This window comes from Companilactobacillus versmoldensis DSM 14857 = KCTC 3814 (genome assembly GCF_001434295.1).
Taxonomy (GTDB): Bacteria; Bacillota; Bacilli; order Lactobacillales; family Lactobacillaceae; genus Companilactobacillus; species Companilactobacillus versmoldensis.
On sequence record NZ_AZFA01000003.1, the window covers coordinates 118,843 to 141,820 of the forward strand.

At 37.4% G+C, this 22,978-nt stretch carries 23 protein-coding genes and 1 riboswitch; of the genes, 5 read left to right on the forward strand and 18 right to left on the reverse strand.

Annotated elements, in window-relative coordinates:
- Positions 1-8: 8 nt before the first annotated feature.
- Genes mraY through mraZ form a run of 5 tightly spaced genes read right to left on the reverse strand, consistent with a single transcriptional unit; the run spans position 9 to position 4,911 of the window.
- The gene (gene mraY, locus FC27_RS02970; RefSeq protein ID WP_010623871.1) at positions 9-974 is read right to left on the reverse strand and encodes a phospho-N-acetylmuramoyl-pentapeptide-transferase; all 966 of its coding nucleotides are present in this window, start codon (positions 972-974) and stop codon (positions 9-11) included.
- A gap of 13 nt (positions 975-987) precedes the next feature.
- On the reverse strand, positions 988-3,159 hold the full coding sequence (locus FC27_RS02975; protein WP_010623872.1) for a penicillin-binding transpeptidase domain-containing protein: 2,172 nt from the start codon (positions 3,157-3,159) through the stop codon (positions 988-990).
- Entirely contained in the window at positions 3,156-3,521 is a 366-nt protein-coding gene (gene ftsL, locus FC27_RS02980; protein WP_010623873.1) for a cell division protein FtsL, read from the reverse strand. The genes FC27_RS02975 and ftsL overlap by 4 nt, the downstream gene beginning before the upstream one ends.
- Before the next feature lie 6 nt (positions 3,522-3,527).
- On the reverse strand, positions 3,528-4,490 hold the full coding sequence (gene rsmH, locus FC27_RS02985; protein ID WP_010623874.1) for a 16S rRNA (cytosine(1402)-N(4))-methyltransferase RsmH: 963 nt from the start codon (positions 4,488-4,490) through the stop codon (positions 3,528-3,530).
- A complete protein-coding gene (mraZ, locus tag FC27_RS02990; RefSeq protein WP_010623875.1) occupies positions 4,480-4,911 on the reverse strand; it encodes a division/cell wall cluster transcriptional repressor MraZ in 432 nt (143 codons plus the stop codon). Before mraZ ends, rsmH begins: the two co-directional genes overlap by 11 nt.
- A 234-nt stretch (positions 4,912-5,145) precedes the next feature.
- On the opposite strand from mraZ, the gene FC27_RS11570 reads away from it, so the two are divergent.
- Positions 5,146-5,265 carry a DUF4044 domain-containing protein gene (locus FC27_RS11570; protein WP_076613317.1) on the forward strand — a complete coding sequence of 40 codons (120 nt, stop codon included), beginning with the start codon at positions 5,146-5,148 and terminating at the stop codon, positions 5,263-5,265.
- 71 nt (positions 5,266-5,336) lie between these two features.
- On the opposite strand, the gene thiT is transcribed toward FC27_RS11570, so the two are convergent.
- The 12 genes from thiT to FC27_RS03050 form a co-directional block, all read right to left on the reverse strand.
- Positions 5,337-5,909, reverse strand: coding sequence for an energy-coupled thiamine transporter ThiT (thiT, locus tag FC27_RS02995; protein WP_010623876.1), 573 nt, complete (start codon positions 5,907-5,909; stop codon positions 5,337-5,339).
- Between the two features lie 42 nt (positions 5,910-5,951).
- Positions 5,952-6,052: riboswitch (TPP riboswitch) on the reverse strand.
- Between the two features lie 14 nt (positions 6,053-6,066).
- Positions 6,067-6,867: a septum site-determining protein MinD gene (gene minD, locus FC27_RS03000; protein ID WP_010623877.1), complete on the reverse strand. Its 801-nt coding sequence runs from the start codon at positions 6,865-6,867 to the stop codon at positions 6,067-6,069.
- 2 nt (positions 6,868-6,869) lie between these two features.
- On the reverse strand, positions 6,870-7,532 hold the full coding sequence (locus FC27_RS03005; protein ID WP_010623878.1) for a septum site-determining protein MinC: 663 nt from the start codon (positions 7,530-7,532) through the stop codon (positions 6,870-6,872).
- On the reverse strand, positions 7,529-8,071 hold the full coding sequence (gene mreD / locus FC27_RS03010; protein ID WP_010623879.1) for a rod shape-determining protein MreD: 543 nt from the start codon (positions 8,069-8,071) through the stop codon (positions 7,529-7,531). The genes FC27_RS03005 and mreD overlap by 4 nt, the downstream gene beginning before the upstream one ends.
- Complete coding sequence (mreC, locus tag FC27_RS03015; protein WP_010623880.1) at positions 8,071-8,934, reverse strand: rod shape-determining protein MreC; 864 nt, start codon at positions 8,932-8,934, stop codon at positions 8,071-8,073. Before mreC ends, mreD begins: the two co-directional genes overlap by 1 nt.
- A 46-nt stretch (positions 8,935-8,980) precedes the next feature.
- Positions 8,981-9,982 (reverse strand): rod shape-determining protein, encoded by a 1,002-nt coding sequence (locus tag FC27_RS03020; protein WP_010623881.1) that lies wholly within the window; start codon positions 9,980-9,982, stop codon positions 8,981-8,983.
- 92 nt (positions 9,983-10,074) lie between these two features.
- Positions 10,075-10,716 (reverse strand): RadC family protein, encoded by a 642-nt coding sequence (radC, locus tag FC27_RS03025; protein WP_010623882.1) that lies wholly within the window; start codon positions 10,714-10,716, stop codon positions 10,075-10,077.
- Positions 10,717-10,724: 8 nt separating this feature from the next.
- Positions 10,725-11,993 (reverse strand): bifunctional folylpolyglutamate synthase/dihydrofolate synthase, encoded by a 1,269-nt coding sequence (locus tag FC27_RS03030; protein WP_010623883.1) that lies wholly within the window; start codon positions 11,991-11,993, stop codon positions 10,725-10,727.
- A 126-nt stretch (positions 11,994-12,119) separates the two neighbouring features.
- Positions 12,120-14,768 carry a valine--tRNA ligase gene (locus FC27_RS03035; RefSeq protein WP_010623884.1) on the reverse strand — a complete coding sequence of 883 codons (2,649 nt, stop codon included), beginning with the start codon at positions 14,766-14,768 and terminating at the stop codon, positions 12,120-12,122.
- A gap of 258 nt (positions 14,769-15,026) precedes the next feature.
- A complete protein-coding gene (gene thiI / locus FC27_RS03040; protein WP_010623885.1) occupies positions 15,027-16,244 on the reverse strand; it encodes a tRNA uracil 4-sulfurtransferase ThiI in 1,218 nt (405 codons plus the stop codon).
- A 9-nt stretch (positions 16,245-16,253) separates the two neighbouring features.
- A complete protein-coding gene (locus FC27_RS03045) occupies positions 16,254-17,399 on the reverse strand; it encodes a cysteine desulfurase family protein (RefSeq protein WP_010623886.1) in 1,146 nt (381 codons plus the stop codon).
- A gap of 75 nt (positions 17,400-17,474) precedes the next feature.
- Positions 17,475-19,163 (reverse strand): septation ring formation regulator EzrA, encoded by a 1,689-nt coding sequence (locus FC27_RS03050; RefSeq protein WP_040521105.1) that lies wholly within the window; start codon positions 19,161-19,163, stop codon positions 17,475-17,477.
- A gap of 328 nt (positions 19,164-19,491) precedes the next feature.
- Here FC27_RS03050 and rpsD point away from each other — a divergent pair, with 328 nt between their 5' ends.
- Complete coding sequence (rpsD, locus tag FC27_RS03055) at positions 19,492-20,100, forward strand: 30S ribosomal protein S4 (protein ID WP_010623888.1); 609 nt, start codon at positions 19,492-19,494, stop codon at positions 20,098-20,100.
- Between the two features lie 85 nt (positions 20,101-20,185).
- On the opposite strand, the gene FC27_RS03060 is transcribed toward rpsD, so the two are convergent.
- On the reverse strand, positions 20,186-20,773 hold the full coding sequence (locus FC27_RS03060) for a DUF1054 family protein (RefSeq protein WP_010623889.1): 588 nt from the start codon (positions 20,771-20,773) through the stop codon (positions 20,186-20,188).
- A 59-nt stretch (positions 20,774-20,832) separates the two neighbouring features.
- On the opposite strand from FC27_RS03060, the gene FC27_RS03065 reads away from it, so the two are divergent.
- The 3 genes from FC27_RS03065 (at position 20,833) to FC27_RS03075 (ending at position 22,959) form a co-directional block, all read left to right on the forward strand.
- The gene (locus FC27_RS03065; RefSeq protein WP_056938068.1) at positions 20,833-22,119 is read left to right on the forward strand and encodes a replication-associated recombination protein A; all 1,287 of its coding nucleotides are present in this window, start codon (positions 20,833-20,835) and stop codon (positions 22,117-22,119) included.
- Between the two features lie 6 nt (positions 22,120-22,125).
- Positions 22,126-22,407, forward strand: a complete 282-nt coding sequence (locus FC27_RS03070) for a hypothetical protein (RefSeq protein WP_010623891.1) — start codon at positions 22,126-22,128, stop codon at positions 22,405-22,407.
- 81 nt (positions 22,408-22,488) lie between these two features.
- A complete protein-coding gene (locus FC27_RS03075; protein ID WP_010623892.1) occupies positions 22,489-22,959 on the forward strand; it encodes a universal stress protein in 471 nt (156 codons plus the stop codon).
- The last annotated feature ends 19 nt before the right edge of the window (positions 22,960-22,978 follow it).

Consider the following 22,978-nt stretch of genomic DNA (forward strand, 5'->3'; position numbering starts at 1 on the left):
CTAACCTTCTATATAAAAATTAATAAATATATCAATGAACAAACGGCACTAAAGATCCAAAAAATTGAATCAATCTTCCATTCACTCCATCCGAGCATTTCAAAATGATGATGGATCGGTGTCATCTTAAAGATTCTTCGATGGAATACCTTAAATGAGAAGACTTGTAACATTACACTTGCAGTTTCGATGACATATATCAGACCAATCAACAGAAGTGACCAGTAACGACCTAATAAAATCGAAATTGCGGCTAGCCCTGCACCCAAGGCTAGGGAACCAACGTCCCCCATAAAAATCTTAGCTGGCTTGTGATTGAAAATCAAAAATGCCAGCAAGCCACCTACAAATGAGAAGCAAACAATGGCGATGTCAGTTCGGTTTTGGTTAAGAGCAATAATTGCATATGTAAGGTATGAAATAGCTCCTAGACCGCCTAATAGTCCGTCTATACCGTCAGTTAAATTAGTTGCATTTGAAAATCCAACTAACCAAAAAATCGTAAACAATACAAAAATGATTTTTGAGTTCACCGAAAATAGATTTGAAATCGAGAAATTCATCGGCATACTGTCACCGATATAGACAGACAAGAAGATAACTGCCACAACGATCTGTAAAATCAACTTTTGGAGTGCTTTCAATCCTAAATTACGTTTTTTAAATACTTTAATGAAATCATCAATAAAGCCAATGCAGCCAAATAAGACGATGACTAAAGTCGTAATAACTAAAGCGTGCGTCATTTGATTGAGCCAGGCTCCGACCCAAATATTTGAAATAGCCATAGCAATGATGATCAGCAAGCCACCCATAGTAGGTGTACCTGACTTTTTCTCATGCCATTTAGGCCCTTCTTCACGGATCGACTGACCCTCTTTATGAGCAATTAAATAGCCAATCAGAAATGGCATAAAAATTGCTACGATTGCAAAACTACTGATCAAATCGATCAAAATTTTCGATAGTTCCATGGAAAATCCCCACTTAATTTTTATTCTTCAAAGTTACTATAATTTTACCACTGTCATTAATGATTTTTCCTGGTTTAATGGATTGTTTTGTCACATATCCATCACCTTTAGTATCAACAGTCCGGCCTGTCACTTGAGCAAATTTCAAAACATCATTCTTCGACCATCCAGTTAAATCTGGCATAGTCATGGCTCCATTAGTCAACATTACGATTCTTTGACCTGGCATGACTTTTTCGCCACTCGCTGGTGATTGCTGAACGATCTTATCTCCAGTCCCGACGATACCTGATTGTAGATTCAATTTCTTGATCTGTTTATTAGCAGAGGAGACTGACTTGTTCAAGAAGTCTGGCATGTCTACATATTGACTACCAGGTTCGACATCAACACCGGTATCACTTGATTGATTAGCTAAAGTCTTTGCCAAAGGATTGAAAATTTCAGAAATCATTGTTTCAGCGGCGGCTGACATCACTTGTGGTTGTTTCATCGTGATATAAACAATATAACGTGGCTTATTATACGGAATCATTCCAGCTACTGAGAAAATGTAGTTGTTAGAACCGGTCATATATCCACCAGTTGGCGATGCTATTTGAGCGGTACCAGTTTTAACTCCTACTTTGACACCTTTAACTTTATAAGCCATACCAGTACCGTAATCAGCAGTCACAACGTCACGCATAGATTTTCTGACTTGTTTAGCTGTGCTGGCCGAAATCGGATTACCAACAACTTTGGTCTTATATTTTTGAGTTGTCTTGCCAGTATTCGGATCAACGATTTTCTTGACGATCTGTGGCTGGATCATCTTACCGTTATTTGCTACGGCAGAAAAAGCCTGCAGCATTTGGATAGTATTCACATTGACACTTTGACCAAAGGAGGTCATCGCCTGGTCAGACGAATGCTTATATGAGATCCCACCGGCAATTTCATCTGGCAATGAAATGCCAGTTTTTTCACCAATTTTGAATTTCTTCATGTATTTCATCCAAGTATCAGCACCCATTTCTTGTTCAAGGTGGACCATACCAACGTTAGATGAACGAGGAAAGGCCTCGTATTCAGGGATATATCCCCAACCAACATTATTCCAGTCTCTGATCGTACGGCCACCAACTTCAACAGAACCAGACTTATATAGTTCATTAGGATGATAATTACCAGAATCGATTGCAGCCGAAAGTGTCAAAATCTTCATAACCGAACCAGGTTCAAATTGGTCAGCAACCAAGGTGTCACGCCAACTTTGTTGCATCCCCTTACCTGTCGTCGGATTGAAAGTTGGACGTTGGGTGGCAGCTTTTATCTGACCCGTCTTTGAGTCCATGACCAAAACCTGCAGATCTTTGGGCTGATACTTGTCCTCAACATTTTGACTTAAGATCTCAACATATTGTTGAATTTTACTATCAAGCGTCAAATAAACATTTGAGCCATTGACTGCCTGTTTCTCAACCATCTGAGAACCCGGTAATTCATTACCCTGTGAATCGATCTTAGTAACTTTTTTACCACCTTTACCGGATAAAATCTTGTTGAAATAATCTTCGATCCCCATCAATCCACTGATATTAGTATTAGTATCATTGGGCTTATCTTGTTTAGTAATCCCAACTTGGTTAGTTGCGAAAACACCATTGGGATAAGTTCGTGATGGATACTCGGTAAACTTGATACCCTGTAAGTGCTCAGCTGAGATTTTATTTTTTATTTCAATTGATAGGTTCTTACCTTCGGGCCCCAATTCGACCTGGTACTGACTTTTATTTTTAGGCGTCAAATAATCCATTAGTTGTTTCTTTGAAAGTGGTAGATATTTAGCCAACACTTTCGCGGTGGCAGCTTTGTTTTGCACATAATCCGGCTTACCATCAGTTGTTTTAGCCTTTTTGGATAACACAGCATATATATTGTAAATTGTTGAATTACCAGCAATCATTTCACCATTGCTATCTAGAATGTCCCCCCGAGAAGGATTTACAGTATCAACATGCTGATACTTTTGACGGGTTCGTTGAGCCAAATTTACGCCATCGAACTCTTTACTAGTCGCTACAGAGGTAAATCGATAGATAAAAAAGCTAAAAGAAAAGGCAGTCACAATCACTATAAGAAAACCGACAATATAGTGATTGATTCGTGCCTTTTTGCGAAGATTTTTAAAAAATTTTTTCATTTCGTAACGTTCCTTACATTTTTATTATTCATCTTAAGATTGTGCTTCTTAGCAAAGTTTGAAAGACGATCATAACTAGTTAATTCAGATACTTCCTGCTGTAAGTTTACGTTATTTGTTGTTGTATTGGTTATTTTTGTGGTAACAGAATCAAGGTTATTTTGGGCAGAAGTCATGGAGACCTTCATTGTTACAAGTGCAGTCATTAGGCACAAAGTTAACAGACCTAAACCCACTAATAAAAGTGACTCAGTCTTTGAAATGGCAACTTTATGTGTAACAGTAGTTGGCTTTGCTTGTGTTTGAGTACCTGTCTCTACTGTTTGATAGTTTTCTAAATTTCTGGCTGTACTTTCTAACATATTTCCCTACACTCCATATTTAATCTTTTCGACGACACGTAACTTTGCACTATGTGCTCGGTTATTTTCAATAAGTTCTTCTTTATTGGGTACGATTGGCTTTCGTGTGATTAATTTGAGAGTCGGCTGGATGTCCTTAGGAATAACTGGTAAACCTCTAGGAACGTCCACCTCTGATGCTTCCTTGAATGTATGCTTAACTATCCGATCTTCTAAAGACTGAAAAGTTATCACACTGATTCTCCCACCAGGTTGTATTAAATCAATTGCTTGGGCTAATGATCTTTCTAGGGAACCTAATTCATCATTGACGGCAATCCTAATCGCTTGAAAGATCCTTTTAGCTGGGTGACCACCAGTACGACGTCTGGCAGCCGGTATGGAATTTTTAATTATATCGGCTAATTCTAATGTCGAAGTAATCCGATGTTCAGCTCGAGTCCTTTCGATCGAACGGGCAATCTGCCTAGAAAATTTTTCATCACTGTACTTGAAAAAAATCCGTACTAAATCGTTATATGACCAATCATTAACGATTTTTTCAGCATCAAGATCCTGACGTTGGTCCATTCGCATATCTAATCGGGCTTCTTTTTTGTAACTGAACCCTCGAACAGCATCGTCAAACTGAGGAGAAGAAACTCCAAGGTCATAGACGATTCCATTAACTTGCTGAACGCCTTTTTGAGCAAGTGCTGCTTGCATATTTTCAAAATTATCGCGAATCAAGATCAATTGATTGTCACCAATTAAATCTTTATCTGCTTCAATTTTTTCACCAACTTCAATCGCACTTTCGTCACGATCAAAGGCATATATTTTACTGTTGTGAACGCGGCTCATCAATTCTTTGGTATGGCCCCCGCGACCAAAAGTTGCGTCAACGAAGATCCCATTATCAACGGGATTGACCATATCAATCGTTTCTTTGAGGAGAACCGTCTTATGTTTAAATTCATTAGAAGTCAAAGTCTGTCATCTTCTCCGAGATATCTTCAAAGTTTTCCTCGGCTTCTTCACTAAACTTGTCCCAATTCTCCGCGTCCCAGATTTCGATTCGGTCAGAAACTCCGACGACCACGCAATTCTTTTGCAATTTAGCAAATTTGATCAAAGGGGCAGATAAATTGATTCGACCTTGTTTATCGAATTCCACTTCGGTTGCTGCTGAATAGAAGAATCTTGTGAAGGCACGAGCATCTTTTTTAGTTAATGGTAATTTATCAAGCTGAGCTTCGAGTTTGTTCCATTGATCCATGGGATAGCCAAATAGGCAACCATCCATCCCGCGTGTAATAACAAAGGAATCACCAATCTCTTGGCGAAATTTTGACGGGATAATTAATCTTCCCTTGCTATCTATCGCGTGATGAAATTCACCCATGAACATCTCAAGCTCACCTCAAATCCTTAACACTTTCTAATTTACCACAATTACCCACAATTAACCACATCATCTTAAGATAATCACATTATATTTAAATAATGTGGCTAAATCACTCATATATCAACGATTGCAGCCGTGGGGATACTTGAGAAGACAATTGGAATTACATCAGTTCATTTGCATAATTGTATTCAGTGAAGTAGTATTTTTGTATAAATATGCTAGGTGGTGTCTGTTTTGAACGATAAAAAGCCAAAAAGTACTTTATCCAAGATCATTCAAACCGTTGTTTGGTTAATGATCATTGTTACTATCTTAGGTGTCGCCCTTGGAGCCGTAACAGGATTCCTTCAATAAAATAAAAATAAGTGCTCAAATAAAAAAAGTGGGGAATTAATTCTTAATCGAATTAATTCCCCACTTTTAATTTATTTATTAACAATAATTAATTTCTCAAACACCTTATGTAGAGCTACGACCAAGACAAACATCATGATCATGTTGGCTATAAAACTACCACCATTGATCACTAAAGAATAAATCCATGGATTCATGGTCTTTGGGGCAAATGAAGCCCAAAATATACCACCAGCAATAAAGTGGAAGAAATATTTTGCACCAAATCCGATGGTACAAAACAACAAAATCGGTCCTAGAGAATTTTTCTTATCGAGAATGACTTTTTTCACGTGAACACTACCAAGTCCGATCAGACCAATAGCAGCAAAGGCAATTGGGTATTCAATGAATCCCTGCAAAGGATTCAATACACTCCCTGAACTGATACCACGCAATAACATATCCAAAAGTCCCCAGACTAAGCCAGCCATCAAGCCAGCTTTCAGACCTCTCCTTAAAGCAAAAATTGCCATCGGGATAAGTCCGTAAACCAATTCAATTGATGAAATACCAACAGAATGCGGAACGAAGTTTAATACTTGGGCAGCTGCAGTGACGATTGCACCTTCAGTCAAAATTATTAATTCTTTATTTTTAGCCATAAAAATACTCCCTTGCAAAAATCATCACAAGAGAGTTTTCCTTCTGTTGTATGAACACAATCCCTACGCATGCATTAACATAACAGGTTTTAAGGGTCTGATAAACGATCACTCTCAGCCATTTGGCTCCCCTTGTGCTGATTTAAATAATAATGAATCAGTTATTTCGACCAAACATCCGACTCATGAACCCACGTTTCTTTGGTTCTTGGAATAAGTCAAGTGGCACACTTTGGCCTAACATACGTTTGGCAATATTAGCGTAGCCCCGCCCAGCATCACTGTTGGGATCAGAAACTACCGTCTGCCCCGCATTCGAGGCTGAAATAACTTCATCTTCGTCAATAATAATACCAATCAACGGAATACCCAAATGATTGACAATATCTTCGATCTTCATTGAAGTACCTTGATTGATCATGTTCTTACGGATCCGATTAATGATCAAATGAGGAGTTATTGGCATTTCTAAACTTTCCAAAATACCAACTACTCGATCAGAGTCACTCACGGAAGCAATTTCTGGATTAGTCACAACTAAAGCAGCATCAGCTGAATTAACAGCATTTTTGAAACCATATTCGATGCCGGCCGGACAATCGATCATGACAAAATCAAATCTTTGTTTCAGATATTCAATAATAGTATGAACCGAGTCATTATCCAAAACATATTTGTCAGAAAATTGTGAAGCAGCCAATAAGTACAAGTTGTCACCAAATCTAGGATCTCTTACTAAAGCTTGTGACAAAACAACTCGCTGTTGAGCCACATCAACAATGTCATAGACGATCCGATTAGTTAATCCCAATACAGCATCTAGATTTCTTAAACCAATATCTAAATCGACCATACATACCTTTTTACCCATGGTGGCCAATTCAGTACTGACATTGGCAGTAGTCGTAGTTTTACCTACACCACCTTTACCAGATGTCACAACAATTGAAATTCCCATAACTACTCGGTCCTCTTTCTTGATTCATTATTAACTTCTTTGAAGTTGCTGAGATCTTCGACACTGATCGTATGAAGATCATCAATATGAGCAAATTTATAATTCGTAAACTTTTTTTCATTATCGTCAGTAACTATTTCCACGACATCGGCAATTCGGTACTGTGCAGCTCCATTCAAATTTCCAATGATAGCTGCGTTTGTATTATCCGGAAAACCTGCTTGTACAATGCCATTAACTTGACCAACGACATAAATCGAGCCATTGGTTGAAATCTGTGCACCTTCGTGTAAAGTACCGAGGAAAATCAAGTCGCCCTGATATTCCCGCTTTTGGCCACTGCGAACGATCCCCGTTTCCACACTGACTTTAGTTTCGGCAACTAACTTCTCCGATTCAGATTTCAGCATCACGTTAGAACTGATTTCATTTAACTGAATTTGGGGATACTTAGCGAAGATCTTTTTAACTCGATCAACTTGTTCATCATTAAAGAGGCGATTACCCGTTTTGACGTTAAATTGAACTTTGTCATCCTCACTTGTACCAATTGTCTGCTCGACAATCAAATTTTTCAACTGACTCATTGCATCTTCAAAATTACAATCATCATTAATTATGACCGAAAATCCATCTTTGCTTCCCTTTAGAGTGACATCACTCATTTGGTTCCCCTCCTATAGCTAACTAACCAATCGCTTAGATTGGCGAAAGGAACATACAATACGAAAAATACGATCATATTCCAAAGCAAAGTGGGACCTAAAATGAAAGTGATGAAATCACCAACATCGGCCGAAGCTAATCTAAACAATTTTTCCAGCAAATATATCCCTGATTGTATAAAAGTTAAGGATATAAAATAAATCGATATCTCATAACCGACTGATGGTTTTGTAAATAGGAACTTGTAGTGATCGATCCCAACAAGGACCAATGGTAACAAGATGGTATATAAGCCAATCAAGCCAAAATAATAAGAGTCATAAATCAAACCAAAGACGATCCCATAAATCAAGATCATCTTGCGACTATCGATCCGCATCGTCAACATGACGAGTACCATCAACATTAACTGCGGAATAATGGTCAAATTAACCTTATTCATGTTATTGAGAAAAGCCCATTTAATCAAGCCGTCAAGGTAAAATGCCAGCATTACAAAGACAACTTGACCAATTATCTTTTGCGATTTAATTGTCATTATTTTTCACCGTTGACCGTTGATTTTATGACAGTAACAACGGTAAAGTTTCTTAATTCTGCTGCTGGCGTAATATATACAGAATTAGTCATACCATAGTCATCTTTTTTAATACCGTAAACTTTACCGATATAAAGGCCTCGTGGTGTTCTTCCACCTAATCCAGAGGTAATAACACGTTGCCCTTTTTTGATACCTTTAACAGAATTTACATTTTCCATGACTAAATCACCTGTTGAATCATCAAAGCGACTCACAACACCAGTAACGTTGTTCTTATTGTCGTCAACAATTTCGGAAGCAAACTTATCATTGATCTCGTTATCAGTTGAAATCAATTCAACTTTAGAACTGATTTCATTGACTTCAACTATCCGTCCAATTAAACCACTCCCAGACATAACTGGTTGATTTTTCTTAATACCACTTGTCTGACCTCGATTAATAGTTAGATAATTTTGCCAACTACTTGGTGAACGACTTAAGACTGATGCATTCGTTGTATCGTAATCAGTCAAAGTACTGTTTAATTTTAATTCTTGTTTAAGTTTCTTATTTTCATCTTGAGCAACTTTCAACTTAGCTTGATTTTCAGCCAAATCACCAATTTTTGACTTCAAGCGACGATTCTCTTGATAAGTATTATAAAGATCTGAAAACTCAGATGAAATATTTTTTACTCCATTGGTTGGATATGCAAAAACACCATCCACCAAACTAACGACATCATTTCCAACTTGTTGAACAACAGGAGGAGTTTCTTTTTTATTTCTGACACTGACAGATACCGCCAAAAGTCCAAAAGTCACAATTATGATTACCATTAAAATAATTAACTTTTTATTTGAGAAAAACTTTTGCATTTCTTCCTCCTACCTTCAACCAAATAAAAAAGCGGGCTCACCCCGCTTATTTTTGACGACGCATTACATCGATATTCTTCAATGATTCTCCAGTACCGATGGCTACACAATCTAGTGGGTCTTGAGCAATGAATACGGGTACGCCAGTTGCTTCAGAGATTACCTCTGGCAAATGATGCAACAAAGCTCCACCACCAGTGAGTACGATACCATGATCAATCACATCAGCAGCAATTTCAGGTGAAGTTTCTTCAAGAGTTTCTTTGATAGTTTCAATGATCTCTTGAACATTCTCATGAATAGCTGTAGCGATATCTTCGCCAGTTAATTGGATAGTTTTAGGAAGTCCTGTTACTAAATCTCTACCACGAATTTGCATTGATTCAATTTCTTTAGCTTTTTCAATTGAAGCTGATCCGACTTGCATTTTAACTTCTTCGGCAGTTCTTTCACCGATTTGTAAGTTAAAGTTAGTCTTGATATAAGCTGAAATAGATTCATCAAATCTATCACCAGCGATTCTAATTGAACGTGATGAAACAATTCCACCAAGAGAAATAGTGGCAACATCAGTAGTTCCACCACCAATATCAACAACCATATTACCTGTTGGATCCATTACTGGTAGACCAGCACCGATGGCGGCAGCAAAAGGTTCTTCAATAACATATGCTTCCTTTGCACCAGCATGTTGAGTAGCTTCAATGACAGCTCTCTTTTCAACCTCAGTAACACCACTTGGTACGCAGACCATTACGGAAGGCTTTGAATTACCGGTTGTTTTTTCAATGAAATATTTCATCATCGCAGCTGTTGTATCATAATCAGCAATCACACCATCTCTCATGGGACGAATTGCGGAAATACTACCTGGTGTACGTCCAATCATCTCACGGGCATCAGAGCCAACGGCAACAATCTCACCTGTGTTATTATTCTTTGCAACAACTGATGGTTCATTTAAAACGATTCCCTTGCCTTCAACGTATACAAGAGTATTTGCAGTTCCTAAATCAATACCTACTTTTTTTGATCCTATACCAAACAATATTATATTCTCCTTTAATTGCACACCACATTTACACTAACAAAAATTATATCATATAACGTGTCAAATTAAAGTAACAGAACGGTTGAACATCAAATTAAATCTTGAGCTTTAAAGCTCAAATAATCACGTGGTGTGACAATCAAATGATCGACTAAATTAACACCAACCAAATGGCAACAATCGATCAATCTTTGTGTAAAGCGACGGTCCTCGGGTGAGGCAATCAAACTGCCCCCAGGGTGATTATGACAAATAATCACCTGCGGTGCCGATAATTTTAAAGCTTCACACAAAACATCTCGTGGATGGACTGTTGCAGAATCAACCGTCCCAATAAAAATCACTTTTTCGTCAATGACATGAAATCCGTTATCTAGATATACTGCTACTAATTTTTCTTGTGATGACTTACCTATTTTTTTTATTAAATGTTCGCCCATTTTAGACAAAGAAATTTGTTTTTTGGGCAACACGTCACGCTGTATTTTTCTTGCGCCGAGTTCAACTGCAGCTAAGAGCTTGCAGGCCTGAGCATGTCCTACTCCTTTTTGTTGGACTAATGAATCCAAACTTAATTTACGAAGATTATCAGAGCTGATCAAAACATTCGCCGAAAGTTTGGTGACGTCATAATCTCTAGTACCGGTCCCTAAAATGACCGCAATCAATTCTTGAGTCGTTAGTGCCTGTGTACCATGCTGTTTGAGTTTTTCTCTTATATTTATCATCATGTAATAAATTACGAATTAAACTTAGATTCTAACTCCGAAATTAAATAAAAAGATCCCGTAATCAAAAAGATTTGTTCATCGTTCAATTTGGAGATCAGTTGATCGATCTCACTATCATAATTATCGATGAATTGGACATTGCCATATGTTGTCAAATCATAATCTACCTTTTTAGCAGACCGTGAATAAGACAAGTTAGAGACAAAGACATGATGAGTATTTTTCGACAAAAAAGTCAATATATCGGCTCTATCCTTGTCTTTCATCCCTGTGTATAAGACAATTATATCTTTTTTAGGCCAGTTTGTAGTTAAAGAATTTATTAAATTGCGAATTGCATCCAAATTATGAGCACCATCCATCAAAACTAAAGGCTTTTTTTGAATGATCTGCTCTCTACCTAACAGGACATGCCGATCAATATTTTGAACGATGAACCGGCTTGACCACTGGGTTTTCAGCTGTCTAGCAATTTCAATAAATCCCTTGATCGCAAGTGCTGCATTTTCAGCATCAGTTTCTTCAAAACCAAATACCTGAATGTCTTGAATTGTAACTAATTTTTCATCATAAGTAAATTGATTTTTCATTTCTTTCTGATGAAAATCTATAATTTTGAAATCGTGACCGAACTCAAAGAGTGGGCTTAATTCATTGGCAGCCTTTGCAGAGATGATTGAACGAACCGATTCAGGCAATCGCCCACATATCACCGGTATTTCACTTTTGATGATCCCAGATTTTTCTTTGGCAATGTCTTCTATAGTTGGACCAATAATTTGTTCATGATCCATGCCAATAGAAGTGATGATCGACAAAATTGGTGTAATAACATTAGTTTTATCATGAGTAGCACCAATTCCGACTTCAATAATGGCAATATCGACTTTATCTTTAAAGTATAAAAAGCCCATTACCGTAACAAATTCAAATTCGATCAAATGAATACCTTTGGTCTTTTCAATAATGTAATTAGTCAATTCTAAGATCTCCTCATCAGAGATCATCTGATAGTTGATCTGTATCCGCTCATTAAATTTGATAACAAATGGTGAGGTGAACATCCCTACTCTTTTGTCAGTTGCTTCTAACAAATTCGCAAGATAATTGACCGTCGAACCTTTACCGTTGGTTCCAGTAATATGTACCGTTGGATAACTATCCTCTGGGTCACCTAAGATTTTTAAAGCGTGCTTGATATCTGTTAGATCATTTCTTTTATGCATTCTTGGTAATGAATGGATGTAGTTTAATGCTTCTTCATATGTCTTAAACATTTTTGTTCCTCTCAAAGGTAATCTAACCATTATTTCACTTGATTATCAAAAAAGGTGCCAATTCAATAATGAATTAGCACCTAGGCATTTCTAAAAATCACTTTCTAACGAAATCTAACCAAATTATTACTTATTCTTTTTAAGTTGAGCAATTCTCTGGTTGATTTTTTCTTGCTTAGACTGATAACCAGCCAATTTTGTCTTCTGTTCAGCGACGACTTTTTCAGGTGCCTTATTAACAAAGTTTTCGTTTGATAATTTTTTATTGATTCGATTGATTTCTTGATCCATCTTGGCCAATTCTTCTTGTTGACGTTTGATTTCATCATCAATATCAATCAATTCTGCCAATGGGATATAAACTTCCGTCTCATCATTGACACCAGTCATTGCCAATTCAGGTGCTTGAAGATCAGTGTCGATCTTCAATTCCTTTGGATGAGCAAAACGATCAATATATTCTTGATTATTCATCAAAACATCTTTGATCTGATCATTTTGTGGCTTGATGAAAATACCAATGGCACTTGAAAGTGGTGCATTAGCTTCCAAACGAATCTTCCGAACGGATTTAATCAAGTCAATCAAGACTTCCATTTGAGAAACTGCTTCATTATTATCAAAATCTGAATGATTTTCAGGGTATTTAGCTAAAGAAATTGATTCGCCATTATGTGGCATTGATAACCAAATTTTTTCAGTTACAAATGGCATGATCGGGTGCATCAACCTCAAAGTTTGATCAAGAACGTAAGTCAAGATCATCTTCTTTTGGGCCTTAGTCTGTTCATCGTCACCTGTTAAAGTAGCCTTACTCATTTCAATGTACCAGTCACAGAAATCATTCCAGATAAAGTTGTAAAGGCTACGGCCTGCTTCACCGAATTCAAATTTATCGAATAAGCGGTTAACATCATTAACAGTTTGATTCAATTTTGCTAAGATCCATTTATCACTTAGATCATAATTTGTAACTTTGGAAAGATCGTCCATTGCTGGAGTATCATCATCAAGATTCATGATAACGTAACGACTAGCATTCCAGATCTTATTGATAAAGTTCCAAGCTGAATCCATCTTGTCATAACTGAAACGTGTATCTTGCCCAGGTGTCGAACCAACCATCAAGAACCAGCGCAAAGCGTCAGCACCATATTTGTTGATAACATCCATTGGATCGATACCATTTCCTAATGACTTACTCATCTTACGACCTTGTTCATCACGGATCAAACCATGAATAACAACGTGTTCAAATGGGCGTTTGCCAGTAAATTTCAAACTTTGGAAAATCATTCTGGAAACCCAGAAGAAGATAATATCATAACCAGTTACTAAAGTATTAGTTGGGAAATAGCGTTTATAATCAGCACTATCTTCGTCGGGCCATCCCATAGTTGAAAATGGCCAGAGTGCACTGGAGAACCAAGTATCTAAGACATCAGAATCTTGTTCCCAATTCTCAATATCTTTAGGAGCTTCTTCGCCAACGTAAGTTTCACCTGTTTGTTTGTTGTACCAAGCAGGTATTTGATGCCCCCACCATAATTGACGTGAAATTACCCAATCATGAACGTTATCCATCCATTGTTCGAAAGTCTCTTCGAATCTTTCTGGTACAAAGTTAACTTTGTTAGATCCAGTTTGATTCTTCAAAGCCATCTCAGCTAGTGGCTTCATCTTAACGAACCATTGTGTTGATAAACGTGGTTCAACTTGAACCCCTGAACGCTCTGAATGTCCAACACTGTGAACATAAGGTTCAACTTTAAGCATATAGTCATTGTCTTGAAGGTCTTTAACAATTTGCTTACGAGCCTCAAAACGATCAAGCCCATTATACTTACCAGCATTTTCATTCATCGTTCCATCAGCATTCATCGTGTTGATCCGCTTGAGATCATGACGATTACCAACTAAGAAGTCATTAGGGTCATGGGCAGGAGTGATTTTTACCATTCCAGTACCGAAGTCCTTATCTACGTAGTGATCGGTAATAATTGGAATCTTACGATCAACTAATGGCACGATGATCTCTTTTCCTACAACATCTTTGTAACGATCATTATCTGGAGCAACAGCTACGGCAACATCACCAAACATTGTCTCTGGACGAGTTGTAGCAATTTCGATATAGCCGGAACCATCGGCATATGGATACTTAACATGATAAAAGGCACCTTGGTCATACTTATGGATAACTTCGATATCTGACAGGGCAGTTTGCAACTCTGGATCCCAGTTGATGATATATTCACCACGATAGATCAAGCCTTCGTTGTACATTTTGACAAAGACTTTACGAACAGCTTTGGATAATCCTTCATCAAGAGTGAAACGTTCACGTGAGTAATCAAGTGATAAACCTAATTTACCCCACTGTGATTTGATGATCTTAGCAAATTCATCTTTCCAGTTCCAAACCTCTTGAACGAATTTCTCTCTTCCTAAATCATAACGAGAAATACCTTGCTCACGTAATTTTGCTTCAACCTTTGCTTGAGTAGCGATACCGGCGTGATCCATTCCTGGAAGATACAAAGTGTCATAACCTTGCATTCTCTTATAACGAATCAAAGTATCTTGAATAGTTGTGTCCCATGCGTGTCCCAAATGTAATTTACCAGTAACATTTGGAGGTGGGATAACTATTGAGTAAGGTTTAGCTTTTTGATCACTTGAAGGCTTAAAAACGCCTTGATCCAACCAAGTTTGATAACGTCCTTTTTCGACTTCGGTTGGATTATATTTTGTATCCATATCGATTTCTCTCATATTTTCCTCCAGTATAAAAAAAGCATCCGTCCTGGATAGGACGAATGCTCGCGGTGCCACCTAAATTAAGAGTAAAACTTACTCTTCACTCACATTTAACGGTGTCCCGATCATTAGATAGCTCACAAGTAACAATTATTCATCAAGAATGAGTAGCTCGCAGCTATTACTACTCTCTCTGGATTCTTTGAAAATAACCCTCTTGTTCATTGCTGTTGAATTGATATTAAAACAAAATTCTTTAATCGTCAAACATTTTTATAATAAGTCGTTGATTTCATCTTGGTCTTTTTCCATAAAATGATCACCATGTTCAATAGTAGTCATCTTAATGCCAGCTAATGAGCGCTTGATCAAGCCATCAATATCTAGCACGCTTTCAAATTCACGCGTTTTTTCGGTACTTGGTCTGGTCTTTGGTGCTGGTGGAGCAAACACCGTACAGCAATCCTCAAATGGTTGAATCGATAAGTTAAAGGTATCGATATCTTCCGCCAAACGAATGATCTCTGTTTTATCCATTGTCGCAACCGGACGCAGGATCGGCGTTGTTGTGACATCATTGATAGCTGCCATACTTTCTAAAGTTTGAGAAGCAACTTGACCAACAGCCTCACCGTTGAAGATTGCTAGGCCGCCCTCTTGTTCACGAATCAAATCAGTCAAACGTAACATGAATCTTCTTTGGATAGTCATCAAATATCCTTCAGGGACATTGGCTTTGATTGTTTCTTGAATCTCAGCAAAAGGAACTTCAATAAAGCGAATATTGCCACCATAAACGGTCAATTTGCTAGTTAATTCCTTAGCTTTGTTCAAAGCTTGTTCAGATGTGTATGGTGGACTGAAAAAGTGGACCATTTCAATATCCACACCACGTTTCATGGCCAAATATCCAGCAACTGGAGAATCGATTCCACCAGAAAGCATCAACATAGCCTTACCAGCGGTACCAACAGGCAATCCGCCGGCACCTTTAACGGTTAAGTATGATAAATAGATTCCGTCTTGGCGAACCTCGACAGAGATCTTAATATCAGGATGTTTCATTTCTGCCTGAATTTCTGGAAATTCATCGCAAATAGCATCCCCTAGTTGAAGATTGATCTGATTTGTATCTAAAGAATACTCGTGGTCAGAACGTTTAGTGGCAACTTTAAAAGTTTTACCTGGTTCATAGGCTTCGTGCATCATTTCAATAGCTTTTGCTTTGACATCGTTGAAGTCTTTCGAAACTTTGACACTCAATGAAAAAGTTTGGATACCGAACACGCGCTTCAATTTTTCCATAACTGGTTTAGCATCTGTACCATTTAACTTGATGTGCAAACGATCACGATGTGGTTGTAATTTTAAATCTGGAAAGTCTTTTAAAACTTTTGTGACATTGCCGTGCAAACGTCCGATAAAACTTTTGCGGTTCTTTCCTTTAGTAGAAAGTTCACCGTATCGAACCATAATTTCTGTATATTGCATTTATTTCTCCTAATTTAAAATTTGGAAATGATCGTGGATCTCATCCAAATTTTTAATAAATTCTTTCATTTCTGCTTCAGTATTATTTTCATCTAAACTAACACGTACAGCACTAGTTGCAATGCTTTCTTGCGTATTCATGGCTTTCAAGGTACTTGATTCAAGACCTTTTTTTGAAGAACAAGCACTAGTCGTCGAAATGAAGATATCACGATCTTCAAAAGTATGGACGATAGTTTCACCACGAACCCCATCGATCGTAAAACAAATGATATGTGGTGCAAATCCATCAGCTAATTTAGAAAATACATGGACATTATCCAATGTGTTGAGGTGCTCGACTAACATCGTCTTCAATTTCATCATTTCAGCGGATTTTTTAGCTTCATTTTCCTTAAGAAGGCGCAAAGCTCTGGCCATAGCCGCTATAGCTGGTGTATTTTCGGTCCCGCTACGAAGGCCTTTTTCTTGTCCACCACCGGCCATCAAAGGCTCGATTTGTTTGCCTTCTTTCATGTAAATAAAACCGATGCCTCGAGGGGCGTGGAATTTATGGCCTGAGAAAGTATAAAAATCAACTCGAGGATCAATAAATTGATCTTCAAGCCCCTTCCCAATAGCTTGAGTCCCATCAACATGAAAACTAACACTAGGATAATCTTTCAAAACTTTAGCGATTTCCTTGATTGGCTCGATCGAACCAATCTCGTTATTTACTGCCATGATAGAAACTAATATAGTATCGTCCCGCAACGCATTTTTCAAGTCTTCAACACTAACATGGCCATCTTTGTCGACAGGCAAATAAGTTACGTCGTAACCTAATTGCTCTAATTGGCGCATTGAATTGATAACTGATGGATGTTCAACGGATGATGTGATGATACGCTTACCAAATTCACGTTTCTTAAAAGCTGTACCCTTGATTATCCAGTTATTACCTTCAGTACCACCACTAGTAAAGAAAACTTCGTGGGGTTTGAATCCCATCAATTGAGCAATCTTTTTCCGTGATGTTTCAACTAATTCGAAAGCTTTCAAACCTAATTTATGCAAGCTAGACGGATTACCAAAATATTCCTGACTAGCGACGTTATAAGTTTTTAAAACCGAATCTTCAATCTTTGTTGTTGCACTGTTATCAAAATATATCATAATTTTCCCACCAAAATAAAAAGGCCTTACGGCCTTAATTTTTTTACCTATTATAATTTACAACAAATTTACAAATCATGCACTAATTGTATCTTTTATTCGTGAAACTGAACCAGGCTCAATATTTTCGAGAGCAGTGGAAATGACTGATAATGCTTGTTGGTAGTCAAACTCTTCATCAAATAATGAACGAGCATGCGATAGTTCCTCTTGGAAATTTTTATCCTTACTGGCATAACGGTTGGCATATTGGAACAATTTTTCAGTCAGGATGACTGTCGAACGTAAATCTTTGGTTTTTTGCATCAAATTATCAAGATCTTCTTGACTGACGATAACTTGCTTGCTGATTTCTTCCATATTTACACGTTCACTGTTTAAACCATCATATAGCTTCTTGATCTCATCAGTCACCATGTAGAAATATTCAAGATAATCTTCAGGCAATCCCTTCAAATTCAGCTGTTCAACAGTTTTCTTTTGAATCTGGACTTTTTGAGCATATTCTTCAACGCTCTTACGGGAAATCTGTTCACTAGACAACATCTGATTCAAGTTATCATTGATCGATTTTTCTCGTGACTCGATCCGGTCAAGGTCTTCGATAAATTGTTTGAAGTCTCGTTCGGCTTTTGAATAAACAATGCTCTTATCAGCGATACTCTGAACATCTTGATCGTATTCAGAAACGATTCGATTTAATGTAGTACCATGTTCCTTGAAATCGTCCATATCATCTTTATCAAGGACATAATTGACTGACAAACGATTGATAGTGTCATCCAAATGATTATGTTGATACTTTGCATGATTCAAATAATCAAGCACTGGTTTTTGTTGTTTCAAAACATTCCGTTTCGAATTGATTTCAAGACTTAAAACGTCATATAAATCATTGATATCTGAACTGATTTGTTCATTAGTACGATCCACCATATCGAAATCGAGATTTGCTAAGGATTTATTAGATTTTTCAATATTCTTGTTTACAGCATCAATGTTTTGTTCGATATCCTGATTGAATTTATAATTTTGTTTAACTAATTTTTCGTAGACCGAGCTGATTTCTTCAATCTGGCCAGGATATTCTTTATTGAGACTTTCATATAATGGAACGATCAAGGACACTTGGTCGTTGATCATCGCTAATTTAACTTTGGCATCATCCAAATATTGACGAGCTTCCAAGTGATCCCCTTGTTCAGTAAGCTTATCTTCTTCATCTAAGAATTCAGCAATCTCATTCAATTCAGTTTCCAATTTATCAGTTGCTGGGCCATAATTGAATGACTTTGTTAAGATCTCTTTTCTTAAAGTTTCATATTCTCCATGAAGAGTTTCACTAGTCGAGGCATTTTGCTTATTACTTTCAATGATCTTGGAGAAATTACCCGAAATATCATCTGAATGTTTTTGCAAATCAGCCAACTGTGCAGAGATTTTTTTTGACTCCGAAGAAGCACCAAAAACATTGAAATTTGCATTCTTACTAGTGGCGTTACTAATATCAGCCATCACTTTAGGAACGGTATCATTTCGTTGCTTTGAATACTCCTGTTTGCTTTTCCCGAAACTCTCTAAACTAGCACCCGTGAGTTTCATATCCTCAAGCTGCTCGATCTCATCGTGCAAATAATCATCTTTTAGATCGAGTGCATGTTGCTCATAGATCTTGAGTTCACTTCCGTTGCGTTTCTGCAAAAACCACATGTACCATAGGAATACCAAGATCAATACAATTATTACTATAATAAATAAATACAAAATTACACCCCTAGCCTCTTTACCAAGTCGTTATATGTCAATTATTATAACAAAATAGCCAGCTTGAAAATGTTTTATGTAAGTTTCATAATAAAGACTTAAAACATTCTCAATAAAAAAGGTTTTGACAAAGAGTCCCAATCACGATACACTAACCTTTGTGTAAAATATGCAGCAAAGAGCGGCAAGCTCGTCAACAGTTATCGGCTGATATAGTGCAATAAGTAACCTGCGGCTGCACGAGGCGAACATTGTAACGATGACTGAACGAATGTTAAACTCTTGTTAAATTATTTTACTCCAATCAAATTTTTGGAGGACAAATTATATGTCTAGATATACAGGACCTCGCTGGAAGTTATCACGTCGTTTAGGACTATCACTTTCAGGTACAGGTAAAGAATTAGCTCGTCGTAACTACGCTCCTGGCCAACATGGTCAAAACCAACGTCGTAAGATTTCAGAATACGGTTCACAATTACGTGAAAAGCAAAAATTACGTTTCATGTATGACGTTAACGAACGTCAATTCCGTAACCTCTTCTTGCGTGCCGGTAAATTAGACGGTATCCATGGTGTTAACTTGATGGTTCTTCTTGAAGAACGTCTTGACAACTTAGTTTACCGTTTAGGTTTTGCTACATCACGTCCACAAGCTCGTCAATTAGTTAACCATGGTCATGTTACTGTTGATGGCAAACGTGTTGATATTCCTTCATACGAAGTTCAAGTTGGCCAAGTTATCAGCTTGAGAACAAAGTCAAAAGACTTAGCTATCGTTAAGGATGCACTTGAAAATGTTGTTGGTCGCCCTGGCTTCGTTAGCTATGACGAAAACAACATGTCAGGTTCACTTGTTCGTTTACCAGAACGTGATGAACTTGAACCAAATATTGATGAATCTCTAATCGTTGAATACTACAACAAAATTCTTTAATATTTATCAAAAATCCACTTTGGTGGATTTTTTTTTATTCAAAAAAACTGTAGACTCAAAATATCTTGAGTTTACAGTTTTTATTTTATTCATTGAAATCAACCATAAATTGACTTAGTTCCATGAATTTATCAAACAACAATTGATCGTAATCACCAGCTCTGACAGTTGAACTATCAGCCAATAAATTATAGCCAATTACCAGATCACTTGATTTGACCTGTTGATAATGCTTTAGGATCTTGGGAAAATCAGTCGCAGGATACATTTTTGATGAGGTGTGATCATTTGATACTTGCCAATCACTATTGATCAAGTTAGAAGTGAGCCCTTCATATTTAGGATAATAGCTGCTCCGGTTGTACGCGTCAGCTAAAAGACTAAAAGTCACGAAATATCGATCCGGCCAGAGACCTAATTCTACATGAGGATTTCTTTTATATCCTCGCTTATCCTGACTAATTGCTAACCAAGTATCTGGTGGCGGATTTTTAGTTCTCCGTTGGTGTTTGGCAATTTTTAAATAAAATTTGTCTTGATATTTTTGTTCCAAGGCATCCAACAAAGCTTGACCAATCGATTCAAATGAAGGATCAAGTTCTGAGCGGATCAATGACAGTCTTCCCGATAAGGTTTCATCATGAAAAACTCGAAAATCTTCTTTACTGAACATGTCACAAGCATCCTTTGTTGTAGAATAGTAACTATAATCATTATTATAGAGGAGAAAATATGCAAAAGCCACTCGCATATCGTATGCGACCAACTAGTATCGATGATGTTGTTGGACAACAACACCTAGTTGGTAAAAATAAAATCATTCGGCGAATGGTCCAGGCTAAAAGACTCAGTTCAATGATTCTTTACGGGCCACCAGGTATTGGAAAAACTAGTATCGCCAGCGCTATAGCCGGAAGTACTAAGTATGCTTTTCGAAAATTGAATGCAGCTACTGATACTAAAAAAGATTTGCAGATCGTAGCTGAAGAAGCCAAGATGAGTGGGACTGTGATCTTACTTTTAGATGAGATTCATCGTCTCGATAAAACCAAACAAGACTTCCTATTGCCTCTGCTTGAAAGTGGATCGATAATTTTAATTGGTGCAACCACTGAGAACCCTTATATCAATATAAGTCCAGCCATTCGTTCAAGAGTACAGATTTTTGAACTTAAGCCTCTTGAACCTGAAGATCTAAAGCAAGCTGTTAAGCGTGCTTTAAATGACAAAGAAAACGGCCTAGGCGCTTATAAAGTTCAAATGGATGAAAACGCCCTTAACTTACTAGTGAACTCCACTAATGGTGATCTACGTAGCATTTTGAATGGATTGGAATTGTCGGTCCTCTCAACTGAACCTGATGATGAGGATATGATCCACATCACACTGCAGGTAATTGAAGAATCGGTCCAAAAGAAAGCTATCTCTGCAGATAAAAATGGTGATAGTCACTATGATGTCATCTCAGCTTTCCAGAAATCAATTCGCGGGAGCGATCCTAATGCTGCTCTCTTATATTTGGCTCGCCTATTAGAAGCAGGCGAACTGACTACAGCCATCAGACGATTATTAGTTTGCGCTTACGAAGACGTGGGACTGGCCAATCCGCAAGCTTGTCAACGAGCTGTTCAAGCGGCTCAAGTAGCTCAGATGGTCGGATTGCCTGAAGCACGTATTCCATTGGCAGATGCTGTAATAGATTTATGCTTATGCCCCAAATCTAATACCGGTATTCAAGCCATTGATGCAGCCATGGAAGATGTGCGCAATGGACACGCTGGTATGATCTCTGACGATTTGAAAGATGCCCATTACAAAGGTGCGGCTAAGCTTGGTCACGGTGTTGGCTATAAGTTTCCGCACGACTATCCAAATGATTGGGTCGAACAACAATATTTGCCTGATAATTTGGTCAACCGTAAATATTATCAACCTAAAGAAACTGGTAAATATGAACAGGCCTTGAAGATTCGTTTGCAACAACTCAACAATTTGAAAAAAAATTCGAAACGGAGTTAGATTTTTATGATTATTAAAGTTTTGATGGTAGTATTTATTTGTTTTTTATTAGCTTTAGCTTATAATTTATGGTCTCATTTGGATAAGAAATTTTTGATATATTCTCCTAGTGACAACACTAGATTACGCAATGCTATGAAAATCACCACAATTTTATTAGTTCTGATTTCCATTATCGGTTTGATCATCATCGTGCTTGGGAGTAAGGAAGCCAACTTTATTACTCTAGTTGCTGGTAGTATCGTGGCAGCCGGATTTTCAATTTATTTAGGTAATATTCGCGGATAACTGTATTTATTTTCAAAAATAAACTAAAATATAGGTATAGGAAGTTACTATAACTGAATATAAAAATATGGGGTGATTATTATGTTACAACAATATAAAAACATTCTTGTTCCAATCGATGGTTCTTTTGAATCTGAATTAGCTTTTAAGAAGGCGGTCGCAGTAGCTGAAAGAAATAACGCTAGTGTTCATCTAGTTCACGTTATTGATACTCGGGCTTTCCAAAATGTTTCTAGCTTTGATTCAACAATGGTTGAGCAAATTACTGAAAAAGCTAAGGAAACTGTCAAAGGTTATGTAAAAACTGCCAAAGATAGTGGGCTAGAAAATATTGATTACAGTATTGAGTACGGCGCCCCTAAGGCTATCATTGCCACAGAATTCCCTAAGAAATTAAATGTTGATTTGATCATGATCGGTGCCACTGGTCTAAACGCCATGGAAAGATTGTTGATTGGTTCTGTAACTGAATATGTTACAAGGACTGCTGCTTGTGATGTGTTAGTTGTTAGAACTGACCTTGACAACAAATCAATCAAAAAACCTAAATAAAATGGGTCTAAACTTTCTG

What these genes read in the sequence shown, in the direction of transcription:
- thiI (WP_010623885.1), bottom strand. Translation starts at nt 16,244, where the DNA reads ATGCAATATACAGAAATTATGGTTCGATACGGTGAACTTTCTACTAAA.
- FC27_RS03070 (WP_010623891.1), top strand. Translation starts at nt 22,126, where the DNA reads ATGATTATTAAAGTTTTGATGGTAGTATTTATTTGTTTTTTATTAGCT.
- FC27_RS03030 (WP_010623883.1), bottom strand. Translation starts at nt 11,993, where the DNA reads ATGTTTAAGACATATGAAGAAGCATTAAACTACATCCATTCATTACCA.
- minD (WP_010623877.1), bottom strand. Translation starts at nt 6,867, where the DNA reads ATGGGAATTTCAATTGTTGTGACATCTGGTAAAGGTGGTGTAGGTAAA.
- ftsL (WP_010623873.1), bottom strand. Translation starts at nt 3,521, where the DNA reads ATGTTAGAAAGTACAGCCAGAAATTTAGAAAACTATCAAACAGTAGAG.
- FC27_RS03060 (WP_010623889.1), bottom strand. Translation starts at nt 20,773, where the DNA reads ATGTTCAGTAAAGAAGATTTTCGAGTTTTTCATGATGAAACCTTATCG.
- rpsD (WP_010623888.1), top strand. Translation starts at nt 19,492, where the DNA reads ATGTCTAGATATACAGGACCTCGCTGGAAGTTATCACGTCGTTTAGGA.
- mraZ (WP_010623875.1), bottom strand. Translation starts at nt 4,911, where the DNA reads ATGTTCATGGGTGAATTTCATCACGCGATAGATAGCAAGGGAAGATTA.
- FC27_RS03035 (WP_010623884.1), bottom strand. Translation starts at nt 14,768, where the DNA reads ATGAGAGAAATCGATATGGATACAAAATATAATCCAACCGAAGTCGAA.
- thiT (WP_010623876.1), bottom strand. Translation starts at nt 5,909, where the DNA reads ATGGCTAAAAATAAAGAATTAATAATTTTGACTGAAGGTGCAATCGTC.
- mreD (WP_010623879.1), bottom strand. Translation starts at nt 8,071, where the DNA reads ATGACAATTAAATCGCAAAAGATAATTGGTCAAGTTGTCTTTGTAATG.
- mraY (WP_010623871.1), bottom strand. Translation starts at nt 974, where the DNA reads ATGGAACTATCGAAAATTTTGATCGATTTGATCAGTAGTTTTGCAATC.
- FC27_RS03065 (WP_056938068.1), top strand. Translation starts at nt 20,833, where the DNA reads ATGCAAAAGCCACTCGCATATCGTATGCGACCAACTAGTATCGATGAT.
- FC27_RS03075 (WP_010623892.1), top strand. Translation starts at nt 22,489, where the DNA reads ATGTTACAACAATATAAAAACATTCTTGTTCCAATCGATGGTTCTTTT.
- FC27_RS02975 (WP_010623872.1), bottom strand. Translation starts at nt 3,159, where the DNA reads ATGAAAAAATTTTTTAAAAATCTTCGCAAAAAGGCACGAATCAATCAC.
- radC (WP_010623882.1), bottom strand. Translation starts at nt 10,716, where the DNA reads ATGATGATAAATATAAGAGAAAAACTCAAACAGCATGGTACACAGGCA.
- FC27_RS03005 (WP_010623878.1), bottom strand. Translation starts at nt 7,532, where the DNA reads ATGAGTGATGTCACTCTAAAGGGAAGCAAAGATGGATTTTCGGTCATA.
- FC27_RS03045 (WP_010623886.1), bottom strand. Translation starts at nt 17,399, where the DNA reads ATGATATATTTTGATAACAGTGCAACAACAAAGATTGAAGATTCGGTT.
- mreC (WP_010623880.1), bottom strand. Translation starts at nt 8,934, where the DNA reads ATGCAAAAGTTTTTCTCAAATAAAAAGTTAATTATTTTAATGGTAATC.